The sequence below is a fragment of the Flavobacterium panici genome (genome assembly GCF_024499525.1).
Taxonomy (GTDB): Bacteria; Bacteroidota; Bacteroidia; order Flavobacteriales; family Flavobacteriaceae; genus Flavobacterium; species Flavobacterium panici.
In genome coordinates, this window is the sequence record NZ_CP100437.1 from 1,302,957 (window position 1) to 1,324,192 (window position 21,236).

Genomic DNA, 21,236 nt, shown 5'->3' on the forward strand with positions numbered 1-21,236 from the left:
GATTATTTATTGTATAATGTATTGATAGTTTCGTTTGTATATTCTGTGTTTTCGTCTTTACTTATTGTACAGAGAAAAGCTTTATAATTATCATTAAAAAATTCTACCCAACCGCATAAAACCATATCTGCTTTATTCGTATTCAACAGAATATTAGAATAATTCGACATAAATTCCGTGTTAAAGGTGTCAAATATAAAGAAAGAATTTTCACTTTTCAGCTGATGACGGATACTTATTTCGCCCAGACAGATATTTGGGAGCGTATAAACGAAAACCGCCGGACTTGGAAAATAGTTTTCTTTGTCTGAAATTGATTCCTGATATTTTACATCGGTATCTAAACTCGACGATTTATTGGCCAAAACCAAAGCGATATTATGTTCTTTTTCTTCTGAAGTTATCGGACTCAAAAGCAACTCAGATCCTAAAAAAGCCAGTTTACTCAAAGCGTCCATTTTGAAAAATTTTGGATACTGCATTTCAAAATTACGATAGGCTTGTTTAGAGAAATCAGCAAAATCTGTTGGTTCAGTTTTGAATACAGAAGTTCCGTTCAAAACAATTTCGTTGTTTTGGATTGTGATGTAGGATTGTATGTTGGTTTTATTGATCATTTTTTTATTAATGATATCATTTACAGGTCTAATGAAATTATCAATATTTTCTTCTCCACTTTTTAAAGTATAAAAAATCTTTATTTTTTCTTTCATCTGTAAAAAAAAATCTAAAGGAATTTTTTCAAAATTTAAATCATCTAAACAATTAAATAAATACTGTGTTAAGTAATCTAGATTTTCTTTGTCATAAGTTTTTAAAAATATAGAGCAATAGAGATAATCTTTATCTAGATATTCATTGTTGCTAAAAAGAATTTCATCAGCTAAATGATATAGTACATTCTCATTCCAATTTAAGATTTCGATTGAAAATTTTTCACTGTCTGTTTGGCTTAAATTGCTAATGAAATCCCTAATGTAAGGCTGTAATACCAATTCATAATAACCACTACTTGCCCCAAGATTATTCTCTATATCTTTTTTTAAAGATGTAATACCATCATCATTCATAATGAATATTTATTTTATGAAATCCAAGTGTTAACAATTTTGGTAATATGCCATTCTCCAGATTTATTTTCAATTGTAATTTCAAATCCTTGTCCACAAGTTCCGCCGCCACATGAAGCATTAGCCGTTATAGTTCCCAAAGTTTTGTTTTTATTAAACTTGATATTAGAAATCTGGATTGTGCCAACAGGCATTCCACTATTTTTATCTTCGATATTCCAAAATCTTTCTTCTGGAAATTTTGAAGTATATTGAAAATCAAATTTTTTATTGTTTTTAAAAGGCGTTAAATCAAATTTCTCATTTCGGATTTTGTTATTTACTATATAATCATAAACACCAATTAAAATTCTGTTTTTGTCATTTTTAATACTGTCTTGTTCAATCTGATATCTTTTTAATCTATCGTGATATCCAATAGTATCTTCTTTATTTGTTTTGAAATCTCTCCTTGGCATTGGCGGCGGAAGTATCGTTCTTCTATCCATATAAATAGAATCTACGATTTCGACAAAGACACTATTCATGACGTCTTTTTCAAAATCAGATTCAGACGCTTCTTTCTTTTTACATCCAAAAGATGAAAGAAAAATTAGAGTTATAAATATGGATTTTGATAATTTCATCTTTGATTTAATATATTTTGAACTTGCAAGATTTACTTGAATGTTGAAATTTATTTTACCTTTTCAAAAACCACAGCCGTATTACAACCTCCAAATCCAGAAGCCGTTTTCAAAAAATATTCAATATTAGCTTCCTCATTTTTCTCAATAACATTTACAGCTTCACTCACACCAATTTCATCAAAACCTTTTGATTCAAAAAGTGTATTTTGATTAGCAGATTCAATAGCAATTACAGTTTCCAATAATCCCGAAGCACCTAACGTATGACCGTAAAATCCTTTTAAACTATTTACAGGAACATTTTGTAAACCTAAACGATTTAAAGCAATCGCTTCCATTTCGTCGTTAAACGGAGTTGCGGTTCCATGCGCTGAAATATAATCTAATTTATTTGCTTCAATTTGAGCTTCTTTTAAAGCATTTTGAATACTTCTGAACAAACCTTCACCTGTTCTTGACGGACCCGAAATATGATTCGCATCGTTTATCGAACTGTCGCCAATTACTTTTATTTTGGCATTTTTGGCATCCGCCGAAATTAAAACTGCTGCTGCTGCTTCGCCTAAACTTACTCCGGTTCTGTTTTTTGAATACGGTTTACAGGGTAATTCGCTCATTGCCTGAAAGGTATTAAAACCAGACAAAACAAATTCTGAAACTTCATCGCCGGCAACAACAAAAATGTTGTCATAAAGTTCAGACTGAATCATTCTTTTGGCAATTGAAACTGCCAAAATTCCCGAAACACAAGCATTTGAAATAACAATGGGCTGAGTTTGAAATTCGAAGAAATCTGAAATGGTTTTTGCTAAAATATCTAAATGTGCGTTATTAAAACTTTCGTCAGAATCATTTGCTAAAGCCGTAACATTTCCTTTTGTGGTAGAAAGTATAAAAGCCGTTTTTGAATTTAATTCAACTCCAGAATTTTTGATAATGGGCTCTAAAGCCAAAATCATCATTTTCTCTAAACGGGAATATTGAGTTTCAGTGCTTATTTTTGAAAAAGCACTGTTTATTTTTTCATCAGAAATAATCGAAGCATAAAATGAATTGGGCATTAAAGAAATATCATTATGAAGCTGAATGCCAGAATCGCCGCGAAGAATAGCTTCAACATTCGATTCGACATCAAAACCTAAAGGTGTGATACAATTTGTTTCTGTAATGTATATTTGTTTTAACATTTTATGATTCTCAGTTTCTCCTGCAAGGTTTTCAAAACCTTGTAGGTATTTATTTTAAAGCTTTGTCTGAAAAAATGGCTCGCAGATTTTACAGATTAAACAGGTTTACACAGATTATTTTATTTTATACCTACAAGGTTTTGAAAACCTTGCAGGAAACGAATCTTGGTTATTTTATTTTTTTATTCGTGAAAATTAGTGCAATCCGTGTTTTATAATAGTAATCCAACTTTCTTTTTCCATTCCGCATAAAAAGGAGGATTTGTCAGCATTAAATTTCCTTCTTTATCTAAAAAAACCTGAACAGTTTCGCCTGTGCAAGCAATTTCACCTTTGTCATCAATAATTTTAAAACGGTAAATCATTTTTGCAGCGGGCGTATCGACAACTGTTGTTTCGATTGTAACTACATCGCCGTAACGCAAAGACAATTTATGTTCGCAGGTCGATTTTACAATTGGCGTTGTATATCCGGTTTTGGCAATGTCTAAATACGTAAGTCCGTGCTGACGCCCAAACGCTTCACGTCCATCTTCAAAATACGTTATATAGTTGCCGTGCCAAACGATTCCAAGCGGATCAGTTTCGTTAAAACGAATTCTGATTTCGTGAGTAACGGTCAGGTCTGTAGCTTCGTTAAACTGCTCTTTTCTTTTTATCATAAAATAATGCGATGGCTGTGGTAAGAATGAAAAACAAAAATAGTAAACTTATTTTTGGGATGATTTCCAGGAAAGAAACGTTGCGTAATAAAACGTCATAGAAAGCATCTAATCCCCAGTTCATTGGAGACGATTTAGCAATAATCTGCATAATTTTTGGCATGGCAAAAACCGGAACCCAGATTCCGCCAATTGCTGCTAAAATGATAACACTCGTTGCGCCAAACGGAGCCGATTGTTCCTGTGTGCTTGCAATCGTTCCCAATAAAATTCCAAATCCGATAGCAGCGAAACCTGAAAATAACGCCACGACACTCATTAATGCTAAATGTCCTTCGATATTTAAAGAAGGCAATCCGATAGATGGAAATAAGAATACTGCAACGGCAACCATCATATAAAACTGAATCATACAGATTACAGAATAAGTAATGGTTTTTCCAATAATCACGACTAAACTAGAAACAGGATTTGTTCTTAATCGGACGAAAGTTCCTTGTGATTTTTCTTTTACAATATTAATAGATAACGGAATTACAATAAAAAATATCGCAAAAAGTGTCCACGCGGGAACATTGTGTTGTACCGAATTTGGACGAACTTCTTTATTATTAATCTTCGGGATTATCTCTTTGAAAGAAATGAAACTTTTTTGCTCAAAATTGGTAGTTCCTTCTCCTAATTGATTTTGGAAAGTCGTGTAAATTGATTTGGTTTCAATTTGCGAAATCATTTTGTCGATAGAACTCATGACCGCATTTTTGAAACTCATTTGAACTGCCGGATCAAAATACAGTCTTACTTCTTTTTCTTTGATAATTCGCTGAGGTTCGCTTGCTGCCGTACTATCCGTCATGCCTAAACTGCTGACAATTTTTTCGACATTTTGATCAACTTTCGCCTGCAAATCAGAACTTAAATTTTTAGGGATTATAATTGCCAATTGAAATTTTCCTTTGTAAACATTTTCTCTGGCAACATCTTCGGTAATTGTTTTATTGTCGATTTGCGTTACAACGCTAAACAAATTACTTTTTTCTAAATTCTCAAAAACGGTTTTTGAAACAGAACCTTTGTCGTAATCCACCAATAAAATTGGAATTTTAGAATCGCTTACGGTTTTAAAAGTACTGTCCTGAATTAACGTAACAGTAATGACTAAAACCAATGGCATTATAAACAGAATGATTAACCCGCCTAAATCGCGTTTAAGCAGTAAAAATTCTTTTACGATCGACATCCAAATTTTATATAGCATCTCTCAAGTCTTTACCGGTTAATGAAATAAAAACGTCTTCGAGATTTCGGGCATCTTCAACAGAATTGATTAAAGTTGAAGGCGTTCCTTTTGCGTAAATTCGGCCTCGGTCTAAAATGGCAATATTGGTGCAGAAATCTTCGGCTTCAGCCAAATGATGCGAAGTATAAATAATAGATGTTCCGTTTTGGTTCAATATTTTTAGATAATCTATAATAGCATTTTTAGACTGCACATCAACACCAACGGTTGGTTCATCTAAAAATAAAACTTTTGGTTTATGCAGAATTCCGGCAATTAAATTGACACGGCGTTTCATCCCGCCTGAGAATGTTTCAACAGGTTTGTCGGCAAATTTTAAAAGGCCTAAAAGATCTAAAGTTTCGATTACTTTATCTTTTAAATCTGAACCTTTTAAACCGTACATGCTTCCAAAATAATGCAGGTTTTCTCTCGCCGTAAGAGTAGGATATAAGGCATATTCCTGAGGAACAACGCCTATGATTTTTTTAATTTTTGAAGAATGATGCTGATAATCTAAATTATCAATTGTAAAATGTCCCGATGTTGGTTTTACCAATCCGCAGAGCATTGAAATTAAAGTTGTTTTTCCGGCTCCGTTTGGACCGAGTAAACCAAAAATTTCTCCTTCATTTATATTTAGCGAAACGTCGTTCAAAGAAAACTGATCGGCTTCTTTGTACTTTTTCGAAAGGGATTCTATTTTAATTATGGATTGCAAAATATTAGCTGATGGCTTTTTTTAATTTTTTGAAAAAGATTTCTTCTCTGTTGGCAATGTCTAAAAGTTCATCGGCAATAGTGTTGTAAGCGTCTTCTTTAGCACTTCTGTTTTTATAAATACGTGAAGCTTCAACGGCAAAATCACGCCATGAATCGCCAATTTTTGTCATTTCTTTTGAAAGTTCTTTTAATTCTTCGTTACCTAAAATAACCGAAGCTTCTTGTAAAAATGCCGCATAAATAAAACGGAAACCACCGCCTCCGGTTCCAATTTCTTCCTGCATACGAACCATTTGTGCCAAATAATGATTGGCTTTTTTGGTTCCATGTTTTATCGGCCATTTTCTAATTTGCTTGGAAACAAATTTGATGCCGCGAACGCCTACAATTGGCATTGGCGCTAACATATCTCGGCACGTATTTTTTATTCCTTTAATGATGGCGCTTTTTAAATCGACATTCGCAGGAACCTGAATTGGATAATACATTTGCCCGCGCGGTGCAAAAGCACCTTTTGCAAAACGAACTTTATCTAATTCTTCATGCGTTAAAGTAGTGACGGTTTCCATTACGGGATCGCTCACTAAATAATCCGTTTCGGTTTTTCCGTAAACAACTAAATTGTGTGCGTTGAAATGAAAACGATATTCGTCTGGAAAATAACTTAAATTGTAAACACCAACTTGTAATCCTGTTGGAATATTATTTTTTAAATTTTCGTCTAATGCTTTATTGGCATTTGAAACAGAAGAAAATTTTTGTCTTTTTATTTTTAGATTTAAACGGGTTGCTACTTTATTAAAAATTTGTCCAGGTAGAGTTCTGTAACTAATTGCCGGAGCATAATTGACTTTTATAAAAGGCAGATATACAAAAAATAATCCAGAGCCAATACCAAAAACCATCGGTTCGCTGATGTTTAGTCCGCTGTTTTTTAGCAGATTCGACGCTACTCCATTCTCGCAATGAGCAGACTGATGATGTGTGAAAGTTAATTCCATTATTTGGTGATGCTGTTTTTTAATTCTTCAATTGAAATTTCAAATGTGTCGGCATATTTCTGTAAAACTTTATCGTTTAGTTTTGCAAAAACGCTTGGTTTAAAATGTCTTTTTACGCGCCATTTCCAAAGTCCTACGTAACTTGATAAAATAGTAAGATCCATTTTATTTACTTCCATAAAATAAACGATCGGGCTTACTTCGCCATTTAAAACTTGTTGTCTGGCTTCGGCGATACGCTCGTTTATTTCTTCAATAGAATTAGAGAGTGCAATTGTTTTGGGTTCCCAGCCTGTGCTTAGCGTTGTGGTATAATTGCCGTTTTCATCAGTTGCATATAAAAGCTCTTTTACATTGTTTTTAGTTAAGTTGCTTTTATCCTGAGGTACTTTATCTTTTTCCATTACCTAGTTATATTTTCAAGTGGAATTATTACGAAACTGAAACTGTTTTTTGAATGAACAAATTAATTTCGCATTCTAAGAGTATCTGATCTTCTACTGAACTTTGACAGCTCATTGTGCATAAAGTGTAATCGTCGCCGGCAAATTTTGAAACTAAATTTGCTTTGGTAATTATAGTCTCGCCGACTTTTGGCAGCGAATGAATTTTTACATTTTTTAAGGCACTAATAAATCCAATTACATTTACGTTCTCATTTTCTGTTCCGTCTTCGTCAAAAAAGTATTTTTTTCCAACGATTGACGAACAAGTCTGCGCCGTATTTTCAATTAAACCTGCTTCGATAAAAACAGTATTCTGAACAAAAATATTGTCTTCTTTTATCAAAAAAGTGGTTTCTACAAAGTTGGCATCAATATCCAAAATCAAATCGACCATAAGCATTGGCGCTCGGTGCGGTAAATAATTTTGTATGTCAACTCCGGTATTCAAAATCATATTATTTAGCTAAAACGGTTTTCATTTGTCCGTTTGCAATTTCTTCATTATTTAATGTCGTAACGATATTCACCAAAGTGATTCCTGCAAATTCCTGCAAAATAGTTACTTCAGATTGAATGTTGTCGTTTAATTGAGGCAGTTTTTTAATTTCAATTTCTTTAATAGAACCAATGTAACCTGTTGGTGCAGTTTCGTTTCTTAAAAAGAACTGATATCCTGTATGCAATGCCACAGATTGTGCCATATGTTCAATTAAACCAGCTTCCAGAAAAATATCTTTTTTTACGAAAATATTATCCTGCTGAATTGTTAAACCAGAAACCAAAGAAGTTTCGGTATAAGAATGCATAGCATCAACCATTACAAAAGGGAACTTTTGAGGTAATAAATTTTCGACCATTTCTTTTTCTAAAAGTGCCATTGTTTCCATTAGCAAACTGTTAAATAAGCATATGCAAAAGAAAATCTTCCGCTCTCCGGAACTGATAAAAGAATTTTATCTCCTTTTTTTAAATTTCCTGAATTCATTAATTCTTCTAAAGCCAGATAAATAGAAGCAGAACCTACATTTCCAACTCTGGAAAGGTTCATGAACCATTTGTCATCGCTCATTCCGATTCCTTTTTCGGTTAATCCTTTTTTCAGTCCTTCCACAAAAAAGTTAGAAGAAACGTGAGGAATAAAATAAGTAATATCGTCAGATTTGATGTTGTTTTTTTCCATCGCATCTCTCATGCTTTCGGCACCTTTTGACAGGATAAATTCATCTAAAAGCTTAACATCTTGTTTAATGGAGAAAACAGATTCGTTCAGCCATTGTTCCGGTGCGTAATCGCTCCATGATTTTATTTCTCCGTTTTCTAATTTATCACCTCCGGCGTACATGCAGGTTTCTAATTCGTATGCATACGAAAAAGCTTCCATCCATTCGATTTTTAAAGAAATTGGGCCTCTCGGTTTATTTTCTAATAAAAAAGCTCCGGCACCGTCAGATAACATCCAGCGCAAAAAATCTTTTTTGAAAGCGATAATTGGTTGTTCTTCCAGATTTTTTAAATTGTCGGCTTCGTGATTGTATTTTTGAGCATTCAGCCAGGTTGAAACTTTTTCAGATCCTGTGCAGATTGCATTTTTTGAATTTCCAGAACGTACGGAAAGAAAACCAAATTTAAGGGAGTTCATTCCGGCACAGCAAACTCCTGTTGAAGAGTTTAGTTCTACCGATTTATTTTTTAGCAAACCATGAACCATTGCCGCGTGTGAAGGCAGAAAAATGTCCGGAGTTGAGGTTCCGCATGAAAGTACTTCTAAATCCTGAGGCGTAAAATTTTCGTCGAACAACGGCAAAATAGCATTGCGAGTTAATTCGGCATTACTGTGTGTGCTTTTTCCTGCTTTATCAACAGCGTAATAACGGCTTGTAATTTTGTTATTGCGCAAAATAATACGTCTTGCTTTTGAGGCAGTATCGTTGATAAGTCCTAAATAAGCTTCCATTTCATCATTTGAAACAGCTTCGTTAGGCAAATATTTTGCAGCTTTTGTTATATATACTTCAAACATAATCTAAATTCTCGTCTAAACTCCTTGATAATATTGAGTTTGTCTTTTTATGGTTTTTAACTTAAAAGGGTAGGAAATAAAGTGCAATATATACACTATTGGTGAGATTAACCAAATTGCCAAGAATAAATAAACATTAAATACTTTTAGAAGCTTTTTTCGGTTTTTTTGATTTTTAAAAATCAGGTTTGACCATTTATTGAAAATTTTATTAGCCGTTTTGTCTACTGTTACTAAGTACGGACTAATTTTTACAGCTCCAATTCCTACCAATTTTGGCTGTAAATCGTCTAAATCATTCTCATTAAATGATGAAAGTATTACTTCTCCAAATTTTGGAGATTCATTAATGTCTTTTTCTGAAACTCCCGGCAATGGAAAAATGCCTAAATATTTTTTCTTAACACCAGAAAACATCCATTCTACAATTGTAATAACACTTATTAAATTTCCAACACGATCTACGAGAGCAACATTGCCTACTAATTGTGCATTGGCTTCTTTTAGTAATGTTTTAATTTTTTCCTGCGCCATAATCCACATGTTTCTTGAACCGCTGATAGTTACAACCGGCGTGTTGTTCAGAATTTTTTTGGCTTCATCACTTTTCAAAAACGAGTTTATTGGGATTGAAGGTGATAAATACCAAACCTGATAATGGAAAAGTACCAAATCAAATTTTGTGTTTAAAATTTCTTCAGGAACTGGTTTTAATGCCGTTGGAATCTGTAAAAAAGATTCTGGAAAGGCATCAAAAAAAGCATCTTTACTCCACGGAAACTGGAAGGGTTTTTCTAATTGTATTTCGTGAAAAGTCACCTTTATATTCTCTGAATTTAGAAATGGTTTTGCGATGTTTTGCGCAATGGTTTCTAACTGTCCGGATTGAGAATAATAAATAACAAGAACATTTTTCATTGAGGTTTGTTTGCTTTGGTTGCGAACAAAAATAAGTAAATTTATTTAAACGGATTTTTCTTGTTTGTTGTGAGGTTTTTGGCCCTCGGATTTTACGGATAAAACGGGTTTACGCGGATTATTTTTTGTTTAGTTACTGATAAAGAAAACCTGTGTAAACCCGTTTCATCCGTAAAACCAGTGGTCTATTTCTTCAAATCATTCCAAAAATCAAAATAATTAAACCATTGCAGCGGATATTTTTTAAGGATACTTTCTACGCTTGTTACGTATTCTTTCAGCAATCCTTTTTCGTCACGGTGTTTAACTGCGGCTTCTCTTGCGTATAAATGATAATGTAAATTTGGCTCTTTCATAACATAAACGAACACAACCGGAACTTTTAATCGTGATGCAATTAAAAATGGCCCGGCAGGGAAGTTGGCTTCTTTGCCTAAAATGTTTTCAGAAAGTGATTTTGTGCCTTCAAAATAACGGTCGCCTGTAAAACAAACCAATTCGTTATTTGCCAAAGCCGCATTGATCTCAAAGATATGAGACAAGTCTTCTTTGATAATGATGAATTTTACGGTTGGTTTTTGGGTAATGCTTTCCAGATAATTTTTAATGGCAGAATGTTCTAAATCTGTAGTGACTAAATTGATTTGAAAATCAAGATCGATATCGCCTAAAAAATGTTCTGCAATTTCAAAATTTCCAACATGTGCACTAATTAAAACACCGCCTTTTTTTTCGGCCAGGAGCTTTTTTAAAATCTCAATCCCGTCAAATTCATAGGTAAATTTGTTTCGCATTCCTGCCGAAATGGAAACCTTATCAATAATGGTCTGTCCAAAAGTGTAATAACTTTTGAAAACCATTTTTTTTGATTTAAAATAGGAATATTGAAGCCTTTCTTTAAAGTAATAAAAAATAGCGCGATTGCTTTTCTTTAAAAATAAAAAGTAATAAGAAGCGACAAAATAAAGTAAAACATAAGCAGATTTGACACCCGCTTTTTGAATCAAAAAAACGAATATTCTATAACCTAAAACAGTTCCTTTTGATTTGCCATCCCATTCACTCATTAAGCTGTTTTGGCTTTTAATTTGGTTTCGATAAGGTCATAGAAGCTTTGGAAATCAGAAATTCCAACAAAATCTGCCTCAACTAGTTTTACGCCAAAGTTTGATTCTATTGAAACTACTAAATCAACATAATCTAAACTATCTAAGCCAAGCGTATCTTTTAAATTAGCATTTGGTTCAATGTCGTCATTGTCTACTTCAAATTCATCAACTAAAAAACCATTGATTTTTGCTATAATATCTTCTTTATTCATCGTTCAATTTAAACTTTTTAACCACCAACGCCGAGTTGGTTCCTCCGAAACCGAAAGAATTGGACAAAAATATGTCAAATTTTTTGTTTAACGTAGTTTTAACTAAATTTAATTTTGAAGCATCTTCATCTGGATTGTCTAAATTGATGTTTGGTGCAATGAAATCGTTCAGCATCATTATGATAGAGTAGATAATTTCGCTTGCTCCGGCCATCCAGCATTCGTGGCCTGTCATTGATTTTGTTGAACTTACATAAGGGTTTTTCTCACCAAAAACTTCAAAAATAGCTTTGGCTTCGTTTGCATCGCCAACCGGAGTTGAGGTTGCGTGTGCATTTATATACTCAATATCTGATGCTTTTAGTTTAGCATCGTCAAGTGCTCTTTGCATTGCTGTAGCGGGACCTTCGACATTTGGAGTCGAAATATGTCCGCCGTTTGATGAAAATCCGTAACCTGAAACTTCGGCAATAATATTAGCTCCACGCGCAATTGCAGATTCGTAACTTTCAAGAATTAAAGTTGCACCTCCGCCACTCGGAATTAATCCGTCACGTCCGGCATCAAAAGGTCTTGAAGCTTTTTCAGGATCACTTTCTCTGTTAGAAAAAACACCTAAACCATCAAAACTGCTCATTGCATATTTGTTGATTTCCTGTGCTCCTCCGGTAATAATAATATCCTGAAAACCACTTTTTATTAAAAAATAAGCTAATCCAATAGAATGTGAACCACTCGCACAGGCAGCACTTACGGTTAAATTAATGCCGCGAAGTTTAAAAATCGTGGAAAGATTCATCGTTACCGTAGAATTCATCGATTTAAAAATGGCTCCTGAACCAATTAAGGCAGTATCTTTTTTCTCGCGCACGATATCTGTAGCGTCAATTATTGCTTTAGAAACGCTGTCGTTTCCGTACATAATTCCAACTTCGCGAGTGTCAAAAAAAGCATCGTCGATATTGGCATTTTTCAGTGCTTCGATAGTAGCCATATAAGCATATTCGGTTTCTTCACCAATGCTCATACGCTGTCTTCGGGTCAATAGATTTTTTAAATCAGCTTTAGGAACCATTCCGGTTAAGGCTGACTGAAAACCAAATTCTTTTCGTTCTGAATCAAACTGAATACCCGATTTTCCGTTATACAATGATTCCTTTACTTCATCTAAAGAAGTTCCGATACAAGAATAAATTCCCATTCCAGTAATTACAACTCTCTTATTCATCGTCTTTCAAAGTAATTTTTTATCCTTAAAGTGTAATTTTTAAACAAAGGCACAATTTTTTTAATCTATTTATTATGCAAACATAGTATTTTAAGAATATATTCCTCCGTTTATATTAATAATCTCGCCGGTAATATAGCTCGATTTTTTTGAAATCAAAAAGCTTACCAAATCTGCAACTTCTTCGGCTTCGCCAAAACGATTTACCGGAATCAGCTTTAATAATTCTTTTTCGTCAAGCGCACTTGTCATATCTGTTCTAATGAAACCCGGGGCAACTGCGTTTACCGTTATATTACGTTTTGCAACTTCTTGTGCCAATGCTTTTGTTGCGGCAACAATTGCACCTTTTGCAGCCGAATAATTGGTTTGTCCTGCTGTTCCTTTTACGCCCGAAACAGAAACCATATTTACAATTCGGCCGTATTTATTGCGAAGCATTTTTTGAATAAAAAACTGCGTTACATTAAAAAACCCGTTTAAACTTGTATTTACAACACCGTTCCAGTCTTCGGGAGTCATCCACATAAAAAGACCGTCTTTTGTAATTCCGGCATTGTTTACAATAGCTTCTACAATAGCTTCGGGATTTGATTCCTGCCATTGCGTTAAAACAGTTTGTACTTGTTCAAAATTGGCAACATCAAAACCTAAAATTTCTCCGGTTGCGCCTAATTTTTGTATTTCCTGAAGTGTTTCTTCGGCAGCAGTTTTGTTTGAATGATAATTGATCAGAATATGATAATTAGATTCAACGGCTAATTTTTTACAAATAGCACTTCCAATTCCTCTTGAACCGCCTGTTACTAATACACATTTCATTTATGTTGATTTTATTTTTTATAGGTCATAAATGTTATCGCTTTTTTATTGGTGTTTGTTTCACAAACGTTTTATTTATTGGCGATTTCATTTATGTAAATTTTATTTCTTTTTCTTAGTTGCTGGTTTGCTGGCTGGTTTTGCTGTTGTTTTTGTTTCAGCTTTTGGAGTTTCAGCAGCTACGCTTGTTTCCCTTTTTTCTCTTTCTGCTGCTTGCGAAAACAATTCAGCATTTTCAAACCATTGGTTTCCTAATACAGTTCCGTCTGGTCTTAAAAAACCCCATTTTCCTTCATTTTTTACTCTTGCAAGACCATCAATAAAACCTTTGTCTTGTTGTACAAACAATGCAATAACGAATCCGTTTGAAGTGATTCCGTATTGTGTTGGAATTACCAGTTTTCCACTTTCATTAATAAATCCCCAATTACTTTCTTTTACAGGAGCTAAACCATTTGTGCTAAAAACTTCTGCATCGCTGTAGGTTGGTTCAATTACAAATGTTCCTTTTAAATTGATGTAACCCCATTTTTTTCCAACTAAAACCGGAGCTAAATTTTTTGAGAATGCTTTTCCTTTATCATATATAGGCAGGATTACCCAATTTCCGTTTAAATCAATAAAACCAATCTTTCCGTTCTTTTTGGCATATGTTAAATCCTGAGTTTCAAAATCCCAGATTTTTTCGGCACCATCAACAGGAGTGAATTTTCCCCCGTTTACAAGTCCGAAGGTTTTGTCTTTTCTTGCCCAGGTTGTGCCTTTAAAATAGTTTCCAATTTCTGCGTAAGCCGGTTCAACTAATTCTTTTCCGGAAGTATTTATAATTCCCCAGTTTTTATTTAGTTCTACTCTTGCATAGCCATTTTCAAAAGGTTTGATCTGATCGTATTTTGGTTCTAAAACCACGGCAAGTTTTGAATTGATTAATCCAACTTTGTTTCCTTGTCTTATAAAAGCAACGCCGTTATTAAAATCGAATATTTTTTCGGTAGCAGGTGCTTTTAAAATTTCGCCTTTTGTATTAATATAAACCCAGTCCTTATCTTTTTGTACAACTGCAATTCCGCTGTTAAAATCTTTAGCATTATTAAAAGACGCCGGAATTACCCAGCTTCCTTTGGTATCAATAAAACCCCATTTTCCGTTATCTTCTACGGCTGCTAAACCTTCAGAAAAACTTTTGGCAGATTTATATTGAGGTTCAATTTTAAAGGATCCGTCTTTGGAAATATATCCAATTTTTGAATTCTTTTTAACTAATGCCAGTTCTTGACTATTAACAAATTGAATAAAACTTAGCAACAAAAAAATAAGTGTTTTTTTCATGATTTTTAAGATTCAATATTAATAATATAAAAATTCTTTTTTTTATTCCTGAAAGAGTTCAGCATTCTGAAACCATTCGATTAAAAGCTTCCCATCTGGTTTAAGAAATCCCCATTTACCGTTACGTTTTACTCTTGCTAATCCGCCAATAAATCCTTTTTCTTCACGCATATAGCTTCCAAATGCTGCTGAAATTTCATAATCTGCCGGAATAACTACTATTCCGCTTTCATTAATAAATCCCCAGCCGTATCCTTTGTTTACAGCAGCAAGTCCGTTTTCGCTAAAAGGTTCTGCATCATTGTACATTGGTTGTACCACACATATTCCTTCTAAATTGGTATAACCCCATTTTTCCCGAATGCGAACAGGCGCTAGATTATTAGAGAATGGTTTTGTTTTGTCAAATAGAGGTTTAAGAACCCATTGTCCTTCAAAATTTACAAATCCCCATTTTGCTCCTTTTTTCGCAGCAATTAAATCTTGCGTTCCAAAAGCGCCAAATTCACTTACATCGTCTATTTTAATAAACTGTCCGTTATGAACCAGTCCATAATCTTTTCCTTTTTTTGCCCAGGTTGTGTTGTTGTAATAATCACCAACTTCGTCATAAATGGCTTCAACAACCTCTTTTCCAGATGGGTCAACAATTCCCCATTTATCATTTACAGCAGCTTTTGCATAACCATTATAAAAAGCTCTGATCACATCATATTTTGGAGCCAGAACAATTTCAAATTTATTATTGATGATCCCAACTTTATCTGCTTGTCTAAAAAAAGCTGCTCCGTAATGAAAATCAAATAATTTATCAGATTCCGGATTACCTTTTAATATTTCGCCTTGTTTGTTGATGTAATACCAAACGGCTTTTTTTTCAATAGCAGCAATCCCGCTGTTGAAATCTCTGGCATTATCAAATGTTGGAGGAATTACAAAAGTTCCTTTTCTGTCCACATATCCCCATTTTCCATTTTGTTTAACAGCTGCTAATCCATCAGAAAAATCTCTTGCGCTGTCAAATTTTGGTTCAACGGCAAAAGTTCCTTCTTTTGTAATAAGACCAAATTTACCGTCTTTTTTAACTAAAGCAAGTTCTTGAGCATTAACTAATTGAAAAGCTATTAGAAATAAAAAAAATATTTTTTTCATGTTTTTTAAAATATGATTCCTGTCCAATTAATTGTTAATCAAATAATCTTTTACATTTTGAACAAATGGATACATTACCTGATCTTCCTTAAATGTTGGAATTATATTTCTAACATCATCGTACCATTTTTTGGTAACCGATGAAATTTTATCTTTTTGTCCTAAATAATCAATTGCCTGAACGATAGTAATCATTTCGATTGCCAATACTTCAAAAGCATTTTCGATTACTTTTGAGGTAATTACCGCAGCGTTTGTTCCCATACTTACAATGTCCTGATTGTCATTGTTGTTTGGAATACTGTGAACGTACATTGGGTTCGAAAGCATTTGACTTTCGGCAGTTGTTGAGGTTGCTGTAAACTGAACTCCCTGCATTCCGAAATTAAATCCTAATGTTCCTAAGTTCACAAACGGAGGCAGTAATTCGTTGATTTTTGAATTCAATAAATAATTCAGCTGACGTTCTGCAAGCATCGTTAATTTTGTAATAACGATTTTCAGTTTATCCATTTCCAGCGAAATATAATCTCCGTGGAAATTTCCTCCGTGATAAACGTGTTGGTTTTTTACATCGATAATTGGGTTGTCATTTGCCGAGTTAAATTCGTCTTCCAGAATAGAGGCTACATTATTAATCGTTTCTAAAATCGGTCCCAAAATTTGAGGAACACATCTTAATGAATAATATTCCTGAACTTTTTCTTTGAAGATTTCTTCGGTATTTTCTCCAGAATATAAATGATCTTCTCTTTTACGGATTAATGTACTGTCTGAAAGATTCTGACGCATTTTTGCAGCAATTTCCTGCTGTCCTTTATGACGTTTTGTTTGGTTTAATTCTGCAGAAAAATGATCATCATAAGCCTGAACCAATTCGTTTATGGCACAAGAAGATTTTAATGACCAGTCTAATAATTTTTTAGCGTGATATACATTTACAACTCCAATTCCTGTCATTACAGAAGTTCCGTTGATTAATGCCAGACCTTCTCTAATTTCTACCTGAATTGGTTTTAAACCTTCAATTTCAAAAACTTCAGGAGTTGGTCTTCTTTCGCCTTTATAAAAAACTTCACCTTCGCCTATTAAAACTAAAGCTAAATGTGATAATTGTACTAAGTCACCGCTGGCACCAACACCGCCGTGTTCAAAGATTAAAGGCGTAATATCTCTGTTAATAAGTTCAGACATTAAATGAATTACTGACGGATGTACGCCTGAATTCCCTAATGAAAGCGTATTTAATCGAGCCAAAATAGCTGCTTTTGCACAAGCTGCATTTAATGGTTTTCCTGTTCCCGAAGAGTGGCTGCGGATTAAATTATATTGAAGCTGAATTTGATCAGACTCTTTAATTCTGTATTGCGCCATTGGGCCAAAGCCTGTGTTTACGCCGTAAATTACTTTATTTCCAGAGAATTCTTTTAAGAAATTGAAGCTTTCATTTACTCGGTTTAGAACTACATCGCTAATTGTAACTTTTTGATTCCCAAAGATTATGGCTTCAAACTCTGCTAAACTTAAATATTCATTAATTGTATTCATTAAATCGTTTTTGGTTGTGCTAATTTAATTTTATTTATCAAAATAAATGTAGTTATTTTGATGATGGCAAATGTAGGTTAATAATTGATAATATTTTTATTATGACAAAGGAGTTTGTAGATGTTTTAGTAATAGGCGCCGGACCATCTGGATGCGTATCGGCATCGTATCTTCATAAAAACAATGTTAAGGTGAAAGTTGTTGAGAAACAGAAGTTTCCAAGACTTGTTGTGGGCGAAAGCTTAATTCCGAGAGTAATGGATCATTTTGCTGAGGCAGAATTGTTTGATGCTCTTAATTCGATGAACTTTGAAAAGAAATTGGGAGCCCGTTTTATTAGGGGTGAAGAGATTTGTGTTTTTGATTTCAGCAAGAAATTTGGAGAAGGCTGGGATTGGACATGGCAGATTCCGAGAGCTGATTTTGATAACACAATGGCGCAGGAAGTGGTTCGTAAAGGTGTTGACCTGGAATTTGAAACAGAAGTTTTAGAGGTTTCTTTTGAAGGAAAAAATTCAAAAACAATTGTAAAAGATAAAGACGGAAATTTAAAAGAAATCCATGCTAAATTTATCGTAGATTCCAGCGGATACGGTCGTGTTTTGCCAAGACTTTTAGATTTAGATACTCCGTCGAAATTAGACCCGCATTCTTCGATTTTTACACACGTAAAAGATATTAACAGACCGGAAGGTGAGGAAGGAACGCAGATTTCATTTGATATTTTAGAAACTGAAGTTTGGCTTTGGGTGATTCCGTTTTCTAACGGAAACACGAGTTTAGGTGTTGTTGGCCCAACAGATTTTATTAATTCACTTTCTGAAAATAAAGATAATGCGGAGGCTTTGAAAAACGCTATTCAGCTATCAGATTATTACATTAAGAGATTTAAAGGCACAGAATTTTTATTTGAACCTGTAAAGCTGGAAAATTATTCGAGAGCCGTAAAAAGAATGTACGGCGATGGTTTTGCTTTAACAGGAAACAGTTCTGAATTTCTTGATCCGGTTTTTTCGTCTGGAGTAGCTTTTGCAACGGAGTCTGGAATGCTGGCGGCAAAATTATATTTAAAAGAATCGCAGGGAATTCCTGTTGACTGGGAAGTTGAATTTACACAATATATGAAACGTGGAATTTCAGTATTTACAACATATGTGAAGGAATGGTATACCGGAAACCTTCAGACTTTGTTTTTCCATCAGCCGGAAAATCCTGAAGTAAAGGAAAAAATTTGTGCTGTATTAGCAGGATATGTTTGGAACGAAGAGAATTCGTTTGTCAAGAAACATGATCACGTAATAGCCAATATGGCGTATTTACTAAATATGCAAAAAGAACAAAGCCCTGAATAATCAGGGCTTTTTTTTATTCGAAAACAATTCATTCCGTAGGAATGTTTGCTTGGTAGAATTAAAATTCAAATTGCGGTTATCGTTCCGTAGGAACGTTTGATTGTTGTAACAGATGTCCCTACAGGACAAAATGCCAAACAAAACTATTTTTTTCTACCAACGAGATATTCCTACGGAATATTAAATGTTTTTATTTAAATGCTTTTTTCAATAAAAGCTTAGATAACGATTTTGCAGTTTTGGCGAATCCTTCTCCAATTCTTGTTTCATTACTAAAATTACTTCCCCATTGATCTCCGGGAGCTTCTTCGCTTGTAATCTCTAATAAAACATTTGATTTGTTCGCTGTTTCAACAAATTTAAGATTTGTAGTAACTTTTGCAGGTTGTTTCATAATTCCTGCATCCCAGCCCGGATAAATCCATACGGTTTGTACAATTAAAGTATAAGGAGTATTTAATCCTTCCTGAAAATTTACATCTTTTCCGGCTTTAGATAATACGATGTTTCCTATTTCTAAAAATTTTGGAGTCCAGATTTGATCTTTTGCAACAACCCATCTTTTTTCCCAAAGATTTCCGTTTCCTTTTGCTTTTTCGTCTAAATCGGCTTTGTGTTCTTTAATGTATTGTGCTTCAGATTTTTTTTCTTTCATCATAGTGAAGCTGCTATAATCAAATATGGTATTGATTTCTTTTTGATCTTTTAAGAAATCAAAGTTTCCTTTTACTACTTCCATGTCCTGAGCAAAAGCGGTTCCGGAAATAATAAATAAAGCAAAAATTAATTTTTTCATTTTTTATTTATTTTGGTTAATTACTGGGCTAAAAGTAATTAAAATGTTTATACAAACATTTTTCTTGTTAAAATAAAAGTTATGTTAATCTCATACACTGTCAATTTGGCAAACAAAATAACATTATAATCATTGCTAAGAATTCTATTGAAAACTAATTTCATAGAGATTACCAAACTGTTGATTTATATAGTTTTTTTTTAACTTTAAAGTGGTATAATTGTTGATTATGTATTAAAAATCAACTTTAAAATTGTTTTTTTGATTAGAAAGAAGTATTTTTGCCGAGATTATTAAATCATAATTATGTCTCATAAAGCAACTGTCACATCTTTTTTGCAGGAACTTAAGCAAATAATAAAGACATGGGATATATTTTTTGTAGATAAAGCTAAAAATAGTATACAAGATTTAGCAGATATCGGCATCACAGCCAACTCAAGAAAAGAAATAATTGCTCAACTTGAAGTTGAGGATTATAGTGAAGGACCTCTACCCGAAACACAATTTAATGGAAAAGAATTGTGGATTTTCGGAAAAATAATAAAAACTCAAGACGTTTACATTAAGCTTACTTTGTCCAAAAGTACCAATAATGCGATCTGTATTTCATTTCATAAAGCAGATCATCCTATAAAATTTCCGTATAAAATCAAATAGAAGAATTATGAAAAGTCCAATTACAGGTAAAGAAATGACCTTACAAACCAATAAAAGCAGTGTGGTTTTCCGTAAAGAAGAGTTTGAATATTTTCATTTGAGTTATTATTGTGAAGATAGTCAAGAATCATTTACCACAACAGAAATAGACGAGTTAAATTTGAATCAAGTTTATAATCAGTATAGAGATAAACATAATATTCTTTTTGCAGATGAAATTCTAAGTATTAGAGAGAAATATGGGTTATCTGCAAATAAAATGTCTCAAATATTGGGATTTGGAGCAAATAGCTATAGAAATTATGAAAAAGGAGAGGTTCCAAGTATGGCAAATGCTAATCTAATTCAAACTATTTCTAATAGCTCTATGGTTTTTAAAGATCTAGTTTTAAGAAGTACAGATTTAGAAGATTTTGAAAAAAGTAAAATATTAGTAAAAATAGACGCTGCTATAGAATTAGAATCAGAAACAAATGATGAAAACAAGTTCGTCAGCATACTTTTTGAAAATATGCTTCCGGATGTTTTTTCAGGGTACAGAAAACCAAATATTCAAAAGTTGTCGGAAATGGTTGTTTATTTTACAGAAAAACTTTTACCAACTGTAACTATGATGAACAAATTATTATTCTATGCAGACTTTTTAAATTATAAAAAATCTGGATACTCAATAAGTGGAACTAGGTATATGGCTCATAATTACGGTCCTGTTCCTGTGAGATTTAATGGAATATTTGACTATATGACAAATAAGAAAATTGTTGATTTGCAAACTGAATTTTATGGTGACTATACTGGAGAGAAATTTATTTCTTCCCCTATTAAAAACTTTAATTCTGAGTTATTTAATGAAATTGAATTAGAGTCATTGGAAGAAGTCAAGGTGAAGTTTAAAAATTGTAATGCAAGTCAAATTAAAGACATTAGTCATAAAGAGAAAGCATGGATTGAAAATGAAAAAGGGAAAAATAAAATTAATTACAATTATGGATTTGATTTAATTCATATCTAAATTATAGATTAGATATTTAGAAAGATTTTAAAAAGAGGCTTTAATATTTCAGGCATAAAAAAGGGATCCCATACAGGATCC

Annotated in this window: 23 protein-coding genes; 3 read left to right on the forward strand and 20 right to left on the reverse strand. The window is 33.2% G+C overall.

Features of this window, described 5'->3' with window-relative positions:
* Positions 1-2 precede the first annotated feature (2 nt).
* The 19 genes from NLJ00_RS05855 to NLJ00_RS05945 form a co-directional block, all read right to left on the reverse strand.
* Positions 3-617, reverse strand: a complete 615-nt coding sequence (locus NLJ00_RS05855; protein WP_256637459.1) for a 3-oxoacyl-ACP synthase — start codon at positions 615-617, stop codon at positions 3-5.
* A 467-nt stretch (positions 618-1,084) separates the two neighbouring features.
* Positions 1,085-1,696 (reverse strand): hypothetical protein, encoded by a 612-nt coding sequence (locus tag NLJ00_RS05860; RefSeq protein WP_256636552.1) that lies wholly within the window; start codon positions 1,694-1,696, stop codon positions 1,085-1,087.
* 50 nt (positions 1,697-1,746) lie between these two features.
* On the reverse strand, positions 1,747-2,886 hold the full coding sequence (locus tag NLJ00_RS05865) for a beta-ketoacyl-[acyl-carrier-protein] synthase family protein (RefSeq protein ID WP_256636553.1): 1,140 nt from the start codon (positions 2,884-2,886) through the stop codon (positions 1,747-1,749).
* Between the two features lie 212 nt (positions 2,887-3,098).
* Complete coding sequence (locus NLJ00_RS05870) at positions 3,099-3,548, reverse strand: acyl-CoA thioesterase (RefSeq protein ID WP_053472946.1); 450 nt, start codon at positions 3,546-3,548, stop codon at positions 3,099-3,101.
* Positions 3,523-4,806 carry an ABC transporter permease gene (locus NLJ00_RS05875; RefSeq protein WP_256636554.1) on the reverse strand — a complete coding sequence of 428 codons (1,284 nt, stop codon included), beginning with the start codon at positions 4,804-4,806 and terminating at the stop codon, positions 3,523-3,525. The genes NLJ00_RS05870 and NLJ00_RS05875 overlap by 26 nt, the downstream gene beginning before the upstream one ends.
* Positions 4,796-5,548 carry an ABC transporter ATP-binding protein gene (locus tag NLJ00_RS05880; protein WP_256636555.1) on the reverse strand — a complete coding sequence of 251 codons (753 nt, stop codon included), beginning with the start codon at positions 5,546-5,548 and terminating at the stop codon, positions 4,796-4,798. Before NLJ00_RS05880 ends, NLJ00_RS05875 begins: the two co-directional genes overlap by 11 nt.
* A gap of 4 nt (positions 5,549-5,552) precedes the next feature.
* Complete coding sequence (locus tag NLJ00_RS05885; protein ID WP_256636556.1) at positions 5,553-6,551, reverse strand: BtrH N-terminal domain-containing protein; 999 nt, start codon at positions 6,549-6,551, stop codon at positions 5,553-5,555.
* Complete coding sequence (locus tag NLJ00_RS05890; protein ID WP_256636557.1) at positions 6,551-6,955, reverse strand: hypothetical protein; 405 nt, start codon at positions 6,953-6,955, stop codon at positions 6,551-6,553. Before NLJ00_RS05890 ends, NLJ00_RS05885 begins: the two co-directional genes overlap by 1 nt.
* Before the next feature lie 28 nt (positions 6,956-6,983).
* Positions 6,984-7,451 carry an ABC transporter permease gene (locus tag NLJ00_RS05895; RefSeq protein ID WP_256636558.1) on the reverse strand — a complete coding sequence of 156 codons (468 nt, stop codon included), beginning with the start codon at positions 7,449-7,451 and terminating at the stop codon, positions 6,984-6,986.
* A 1-nt stretch (position 7,452) separates the two neighbouring features.
* Positions 7,453-7,884, reverse strand: coding sequence for a hypothetical protein (locus NLJ00_RS05900; RefSeq protein ID WP_256636559.1), 432 nt, complete (start codon positions 7,882-7,884; stop codon positions 7,453-7,455).
* Positions 7,884-9,017 carry a beta-ketoacyl-ACP synthase III gene (locus tag NLJ00_RS05905; RefSeq protein ID WP_256636560.1) on the reverse strand — a complete coding sequence of 378 codons (1,134 nt, stop codon included), beginning with the start codon at positions 9,015-9,017 and terminating at the stop codon, positions 7,884-7,886. The genes NLJ00_RS05900 and NLJ00_RS05905 overlap by 1 nt, the downstream gene beginning before the upstream one ends.
* Before the next feature lie 15 nt (positions 9,018-9,032).
* Positions 9,033-9,935, reverse strand: a complete 903-nt coding sequence (locus NLJ00_RS05910; protein ID WP_256636561.1) for a dialkylrecorsinol condensing enzyme DarA — start codon at positions 9,933-9,935, stop codon at positions 9,033-9,035.
* Positions 9,936-10,120: 185 nt separating this feature from the next.
* On the reverse strand, positions 10,121-11,002 hold the full coding sequence (locus NLJ00_RS05915; protein ID WP_256636562.1) for an LpxL/LpxP family acyltransferase: 882 nt from the start codon (positions 11,000-11,002) through the stop codon (positions 10,121-10,123).
* Entirely contained in the window at positions 11,002-11,256 is a 255-nt protein-coding gene (locus NLJ00_RS05920; RefSeq protein ID WP_053472936.1) for an acyl carrier protein, read from the reverse strand. Before NLJ00_RS05920 ends, NLJ00_RS05915 begins: the two co-directional genes overlap by 1 nt.
* The gene (locus tag NLJ00_RS05925; RefSeq protein WP_053472935.1) at positions 11,249-12,484 is read right to left on the reverse strand and encodes a beta-ketoacyl-[acyl-carrier-protein] synthase family protein; all 1,236 of its coding nucleotides are present in this window, start codon (positions 12,482-12,484) and stop codon (positions 11,249-11,251) included. Before NLJ00_RS05925 ends, NLJ00_RS05920 begins: the two co-directional genes overlap by 8 nt.
* 90 nt (positions 12,485-12,574) lie before the next feature.
* A complete protein-coding gene (gene fabG / locus NLJ00_RS05930) occupies positions 12,575-13,306 on the reverse strand; it encodes a 3-oxoacyl-ACP reductase FabG (protein WP_053472934.1) in 732 nt (243 codons plus the stop codon).
* A gap of 102 nt (positions 13,307-13,408) precedes the next feature.
* The gene (locus NLJ00_RS05935; protein ID WP_256636563.1) at positions 13,409-14,635 is read right to left on the reverse strand and encodes a WG repeat-containing protein; all 1,227 of its coding nucleotides are present in this window, start codon (positions 14,633-14,635) and stop codon (positions 13,409-13,411) included.
* Positions 14,636-14,677: 42 nt separating this feature from the next.
* On the reverse strand, positions 14,678-15,787 hold the full coding sequence (locus NLJ00_RS05940; RefSeq protein WP_256636564.1) for a WG repeat-containing protein: 1,110 nt from the start codon (positions 15,785-15,787) through the stop codon (positions 14,678-14,680).
* Between the two features lie 27 nt (positions 15,788-15,814).
* A complete protein-coding gene (locus tag NLJ00_RS05945) occupies positions 15,815-17,335 on the reverse strand; it encodes an HAL/PAL/TAL family ammonia-lyase (protein ID WP_256636565.1) in 1,521 nt (506 codons plus the stop codon).
* 101 nt (positions 17,336-17,436) lie between these two features.
* Here NLJ00_RS05945 and NLJ00_RS05950 point away from each other — a divergent pair, with 101 nt between their 5' ends.
* On the forward strand, positions 17,437-18,687 hold the full coding sequence (locus NLJ00_RS05950) for an NAD(P)/FAD-dependent oxidoreductase (protein WP_053472931.1): 1,251 nt from the start codon (positions 17,437-17,439) through the stop codon (positions 18,685-18,687).
* A gap of 190 nt (positions 18,688-18,877) precedes the next feature.
* Here the strand turns inward: NLJ00_RS05950 and NLJ00_RS05955 are convergent, their stop codons facing one another.
* Positions 18,878-19,483 (reverse strand): hypothetical protein, encoded by a 606-nt coding sequence (locus NLJ00_RS05955; protein WP_256636566.1) that lies wholly within the window; start codon positions 19,481-19,483, stop codon positions 18,878-18,880.
* A gap of 306 nt (positions 19,484-19,789) precedes the next feature.
* Here NLJ00_RS05955 and NLJ00_RS05960 point away from each other — a divergent pair, with 306 nt between their 5' ends.
* Together NLJ00_RS05960 and NLJ00_RS05965 are read left to right on the forward strand one after the other, a co-directional pair.
* A complete protein-coding gene (locus NLJ00_RS05960) occupies positions 19,790-20,143 on the forward strand; it encodes a type II toxin-antitoxin system MqsR family toxin (RefSeq protein WP_256636567.1) in 354 nt (117 codons plus the stop codon).
* A gap of 7 nt (positions 20,144-20,150) precedes the next feature.
* Entirely contained in the window at positions 20,151-21,155 is a 1,005-nt protein-coding gene (locus NLJ00_RS05965) for a type II TA system antitoxin MqsA family protein (protein ID WP_256636568.1), read from the forward strand.
* Positions 21,156-21,236: the final 81 nt, after the last annotated feature.

Coding starts and splice junctions, on each gene's coding strand:
- NLJ00_RS05855 (WP_256637459.1), bottom strand. CDS start 617: ATGATCAATAAAACCAACATACAATCCTACATCACAATCCAAAACAAC.
- NLJ00_RS05860 (WP_256636552.1), bottom strand. CDS start 1,696: ATGAAATTATCAAAATCCATATTTATAACTCTAATTTTTCTTTCATCT.
- NLJ00_RS05865 (WP_256636553.1), bottom strand. CDS start 2,886: ATGTTAAAACAAATATACATTACAGAAACAAATTGTATCACACCTTTA.
- NLJ00_RS05870 (WP_053472946.1), bottom strand. CDS start 3,548: ATGATAAAAAGAAAAGAGCAGTTTAACGAAGCTACAGACCTGACCGTT.
- NLJ00_RS05875 (WP_256636554.1), bottom strand. CDS start 4,806: ATGCTATATAAAATTTGGATGTCGATCGTAAAAGAATTTTTACTGCTT.
- NLJ00_RS05885 (WP_256636556.1), bottom strand. CDS start 6,551: ATGGAATTAACTTTCACACATCATCAGTCTGCTCATTGCGAGAATGGA.
- NLJ00_RS05890 (WP_256636557.1), bottom strand. CDS start 6,955: ATGGAAAAAGATAAAGTACCTCAGGATAAAAGCAACTTAACTAAAAAC.
- NLJ00_RS05895 (WP_256636558.1), bottom strand. CDS start 7,451: ATGATTTTGAATACCGGAGTTGACATACAAAATTATTTACCGCACCGA.
- NLJ00_RS05900 (WP_256636559.1), bottom strand. CDS start 7,884: ATGGAAACAATGGCACTTTTAGAAAAAGAAATGGTCGAAAATTTATTA.
- NLJ00_RS05905 (WP_256636560.1), bottom strand. CDS start 9,017: ATGTTTGAAGTATATATAACAAAAGCTGCAAAATATTTGCCTAACGAA.
- NLJ00_RS05910 (WP_256636561.1), bottom strand. CDS start 9,935: ATGAAAAATGTTCTTGTTATTTATTATTCTCAATCCGGACAGTTAGAA.
- NLJ00_RS05915 (WP_256636562.1), bottom strand. CDS start 11,002: ATGAGTGAATGGGATGGCAAATCAAAAGGAACTGTTTTAGGTTATAGA.
- NLJ00_RS05920 (WP_053472936.1), bottom strand. CDS start 11,256: ATGAATAAAGAAGATATTATAGCAAAAATCAATGGTTTTTTAGTTGAT.
- NLJ00_RS05925 (WP_053472935.1), bottom strand. CDS start 12,484: ATGAATAAGAGAGTTGTAATTACTGGAATGGGAATTTATTCTTGTATC.
- fabG (WP_053472934.1), bottom strand. CDS start 13,306: ATGAAATGTGTATTAGTAACAGGCGGTTCAAGAGGAATTGGAAGTGCT.
- NLJ00_RS05935 (WP_256636563.1), bottom strand. CDS start 14,635: ATGAAAAAAACACTTATTTTTTTGTTGCTAAGTTTTATTCAATTTGTT.
- NLJ00_RS05940 (WP_256636564.1), bottom strand. CDS start 15,787: ATGAAAAAAATATTTTTTTTATTTCTAATAGCTTTTCAATTAGTTAAT.
- NLJ00_RS05945 (WP_256636565.1), bottom strand. CDS start 17,335: ATGAATACAATTAATGAATATTTAAGTTTAGCAGAGTTTGAAGCCATA.
- NLJ00_RS05950 (WP_053472931.1), top strand. CDS start 17,437: ATGACAAAGGAGTTTGTAGATGTTTTAGTAATAGGCGCCGGACCATCT.
- NLJ00_RS05955 (WP_256636566.1), bottom strand. CDS start 19,483: ATGAAAAAATTAATTTTTGCTTTATTTATTATTTCCGGAACCGCTTTT.
- NLJ00_RS05960 (WP_256636567.1), top strand. CDS start 19,790: ATGTCTCATAAAGCAACTGTCACATCTTTTTTGCAGGAACTTAAGCAA.
- NLJ00_RS05965 (WP_256636568.1), top strand. CDS start 20,151: ATGAAAAGTCCAATTACAGGTAAAGAAATGACCTTACAAACCAATAAA.